The organism is Geminicoccus flavidas (assembly GCF_009806515.1).
Classification (GTDB): Bacteria; Pseudomonadota; Alphaproteobacteria; order Geminicoccales; family Geminicoccaceae; genus Geminicoccus; species Geminicoccus flavidus.
Genome location: NZ_WUJP01000183.1, coordinates 1 through 3,851, shown reverse-complemented (window position 1 = coordinate 3,851; position 3,851 = coordinate 1). Strand labels below are relative to the sequence as shown.

The following is a 3,851-nucleotide window of genomic DNA, read 5'->3' as shown; positions in this document are numbered from 1 at the left end:
GCGCCCGCGTTGCCGGCGGCACTGGGTGATCTTCTGCTCGGCCTGCGTTCGCTGGACCCGCGACTTGCCCAGGCCCTGGATCGCCAGGCGGGTGCCGAGGCACTGCTGATCGGCGACCCGAATGCCGATGCCCGTTCCTTCCGCCCCAAGGCGGTCTATCTCGCCCCGCATCGCGAATGGCGCGTGGCGATCATGACCGGCATCGTCCCGGGCCTGGCTGTGCTGCTGGGCGGGGCGGTAGGATGGTGGTCCGGCTGGCCGGTGGCGGAACTGGCCGTGCTGGGGATGTGCATCTTCTCGATGGTGCTGGGTGCGATGCCGCTGCCGCAGGTGATAGCACCCAGGATGCTGGGAGGCGTACTAGGCGGCGTGGTCATGGCGATCCTCTACCGGCTGGCCGTGCAGCCCTTCGTCGCCTCGCCCCTGGAGCTGATCCTGTCGGTGGCGCCGTTCATGGCGCTGGGCGGCCTAGTGCGGGCCAGCCGGCGCACCGCCATTCCCGGCATCGACTTCAACATGTGCTTCCTCCTGACCAGCCAGGCCGTCCTGCCCACGCCCACCGCACCGCTCGGCAGGATCCTGGAGGAAGTCGCCGCCCTGGTGCTCTCGGCACTGGTCGTCACCACCGGCTTTCGCCTGCTGCCGCGCCGGCCCGACCGGCAGGCCATGGCGGTGGTGGAAGCGATCCGCGGCGACCTCGCCCTGCTGGTGGCAGGGCAACGGCCGTCGGCGCCGCCCGGCAGCGTCGGCCCAGCCAGGATATTGCGGCTGATGCTGCATCTGGGCCGTGCCGCCAGCCTAGGGGCCAGGGCGCCGGGCGGGCTGCTGGCCGTGCTCAATCTCGGCCATGCCATCGTCGGCCTGCACCGTGAGCTGGCACGGCCGGACCTGGACGATGCCACGCGCCGCACCCTAGACGAGGCGCTGGCAGCCCTGCAGGATCTCGCGATCGCCCCGGACGAGGTCGCGGTTCTGCTGGAGCAGCACGCGGCCCATGTGCCTGAGCCGCAGGCCCGCGGCATGCTGCTGGAGACGGCCGGCGCGCTGCGAGACGGGAAGGAACTGCTCCGCTTCGGCCTGGCCGGGCGCTAGCCGATCATCAGCCCCAGAGCGCCGGTCTGGGCGGGTCCAGCACGCCCGGTTCGACCATCATGCTAGGCTGCCGGTCGGTGCGCAGGAGGAATGGGGCATCCAGGTCGATCAGGAAGGTGCCCTCGACCAGATGGCTGGCCGGCGCCATGGCGAGCGAGGTGCCGAGCATGCAGCCCACCATGACATGCATGCCCGCTGCCCGTGCTGCGTCACGCAGGGCCAGCGCCTCGGTCAGCCCGCCGGTCTTGTCGAGCTTGATGTTCACCCCGGCATAGCGGTCGGCCAGGCGCTGCAGGTCGGCCGAGACATGGCAGGACTCATCGGCGATGAGCGGCACGACGCTGCGAAAGCCGGCCAGTCCCGTATCGGCCCCGGCCGGCAGCGGCTGCTCGATCGCGACCACGCCAAGCCTGGCCAGCGCCTCGTGGCAGCGGCCGAGCAGCTCCAGCGACCAGGCCTCGTTGGCATCCACGATCAGCCGCACCCCAGGCACGGCCTCGCCGATCGCCGCCACCCGCTCCAGCACCTGCTCGCCATCGAGCTTGACCTTGAGGAGCTGGTCCGACCCGAGCTTGCGTGCGGCCTCCGCCATCGCTTCTGGCGTGTCGATGCTGAGGGTCATGGCGGTGCGGAACCGTGCCGGCGGGGTGATGCCGGCGAGTTCTGCCACGGTCTTGCCGGTGAGCTTGGCTTCCAGGTCCCAGAGCGCGCAGTCCAGCGCGTTGCGCGCGGCACCGGGCGTCAGCCGCTGCAGGAGCCGGCGGCGGCCCGCTTCGTCCGGCGTGATCCCGACAAGATCCAGCGTCTCCAGCTGGAAGGCCACCGCTCCCGGCGTCTCGCCGTAGCGGGTGTTCGGTCCGCATTCGCCACGGCCGACCGCATCGCCCTGGCGCAGCGTCGCCACCACGACCTGGGTCTCGGTGCGGCTGCTGCGCGAGATGCGGAACACGGCCGCCAGCTCGTGCCGCTCGATCGTCACCTGAAGGTCCATCGCCATTCAGCCCGGCAGGTTGGCGACGATGGGGGCGGTGCCGTGGCGCACCGGGTCCACGCAGGGCAGGTGGAACTCCTGCCCGATCACCCGGCAGAGCAGGTCCGCCTCGTCCGGCTTCATGTGCTGGGTGTTGAGCGCGATCCCGACGAAGTGCGCATCCGGGTTGGTCAGGCGCGCCGCCGCCAGGTTCGCCGCCATGGCCTCGCTCAGGCCCGGCACCGGGTAGTCCGGCATGTGCCGCATCCGCTCGCGGGTCGGCTCGTGGCACATCACCAGCGCATCCGCGGCGGCCCCGTGCAGGAGGCCCAGCGACACCCCGGCATAGGAGGGATGGAACAGCGAGCCCTGGCCTTCGATCACCCACCAATGGTCAGGATCGCGGTCGGGGGTCAGCCATTCGATCGAGCCGGAGATGAAGTCCGAGATCACCGCGTCCAGCGGCACGCCGCTGCCGGCGATCAGGATGCCGGTCTGGCCGGTCGCGGCGAACTCGGCATGGAGGCCCTGCTTCTTCATCTCGGCTTCGAGCAGCAGCGAGGTGTACATCTTGCCGATCGAGCAGTCGGTGCCGACCGTGAGCAGGCGCTTGCCCTGCCGGCGCTTGCCCTTGCCGACCGGGTAGTTGCCGGCGCTGTGGCGCACGTCGATCAGCCGGCGGCCGAGCCGCTCCGCGCGCTGCCGGACCGGTGCGATGTCGGCGAGCTTGGCATGCAGCCCGTTGGCCACGTCCATGCCCAGCTCCAGCGCCTCCATGATGGCCGGCAGCCATGCCTCGTCGATATAGCCGCCGTGGTTGGCGATCCCCAGCACGAGGGTACGGGCACCCTTGGCCGCGGCCTCGGCCGGGCTGAGGTCGGGCAGGCCCACGCTCAGCGTGCAGCCGGGCAACCGGTACTGGCCCACGCAGCGCTCGGGCCGGAACACCGCAATGCCGCGCGCGGTCTTGGCGCTGATCGGGTCGCGCACGTCGCCGAGATAAAGGAGGTAGGGGCTGGCGAGCATCGGCGTGGTCTTCGTCCGTTGAAGGCGTGAGTCGGGCTACAGCCTAGCCGCCATGGGCTCGGCCGTCGCATAGCCAGAGTGAAAGGCCCATGAGCCTGGGTTATGGTTTGCGGGGCGATACCGCAGGAAAAACGGCCCGATGCGCCTGCGCCACCTCGAAGTCTTCAACACGGTCATGCTCGCTGGCACCGCCAGTGCCGCCGGGCGCCTGCTGCGCATCTCGCAGCCGGCGGTGACCAAGCTCCTGGCCCAGGCCGAGGTGGAGGCGGGCCTGCGCCTGTTCGAACGCGACCGCGGCCGGCTGGTGCCGACCGCCGAGGCCCAGGCCCTGTTCGCTCAGACCCGCAAGGCGTTTGCCGCGATGGACGATGTCCGCCGGCTCGCCCGCAACCTGAGCGACAGCCAGGCCGGCCGCATCCGGGTCGCCACCATCCCGGCACTCAGTCTGGGCGTCCTGCCGCGCGCGGTGCAGCGCTTCCTCCGCGTGCTGCCCGGCACCGGTTGCGAGGTCGCCACCCACCACACCCACGAGATAATCCAGAACCTCCTGCACCATGAGCTGGACGTGGGCTTCGTGTTCAACGCGCCGCCGCACGAGGCGATCCAGACCCTGCCGCTCGCCCAGGCCCGGATGGTCGCGGTGGCGACCGACCCCGCCCTGCCCGAGCCTTTGTCCCTGCGCGATCTCGCCGGCCGGCCGTTCATCGCCCTGGACCCGGCCGATCCGCTGGGCGAGCTGCTCCAGGGTGCCCTGCGCCGCGAC

General features: G+C 71.0%; 4 protein-coding genes. 2 read left to right on the top strand and 2 right to left on the bottom strand.

The window, feature by feature from the left end; translation table 11 throughout:
• Positions 1–1,092 (top strand): FUSC family protein (locus EQG76_RS05070; RefSeq protein WP_159711174.1); only part of this gene is annotated, 1,092 nt, incomplete at its 5' end.
• A gap of 7 nt (positions 1,093–1,099) precedes the next feature.
• On the opposite strand, the gene dgcA is transcribed toward EQG76_RS05070, so the two are convergent.
• Both dgcA and dgcN read right to left on the bottom strand, forming a co-directional pair.
• Positions 1,100–2,089: an N-acetyl-D-Glu racemase DgcA gene (gene dgcA, locus EQG76_RS05065; protein WP_159711172.1), complete on the bottom strand. Its 990-nt coding sequence runs from the start codon at positions 2,087–2,089 to the stop codon at positions 1,100–1,102.
• On the bottom strand, positions 2,090–3,088 hold the full coding sequence (gene dgcN, locus EQG76_RS05060) for an N-acetyltransferase DgcN (RefSeq protein ID WP_159711170.1): 999 nt from the start codon (positions 3,086–3,088) through the stop codon (positions 2,090–2,092).
• A gap of 139 nt (positions 3,089–3,227) precedes the next feature.
• Between dgcN and EQG76_RS05055 the strand changes: the two genes are divergently transcribed.
• A partial coding sequence (locus EQG76_RS05055) for a LysR family transcriptional regulator (protein WP_159711168.1) occupies positions 3,228–3,851 on the top strand: 624 nt, incomplete at its 3' end.

Excerpts from the sequence above, each read along its gene's own strand:
- dgcN (WP_159711170.1), bottom strand. The coding sequence starts at position 3,088 with ATGCTCGCCAGCCCCTACCTCCTTTATCTCGGCGACGTGCGCGACCCG.
- dgcA (WP_159711172.1), bottom strand. The coding sequence starts at position 2,089 with ATGGCGATGGACCTTCAGGTGACGATCGAGCGGCACGAGCTGGCGGCC.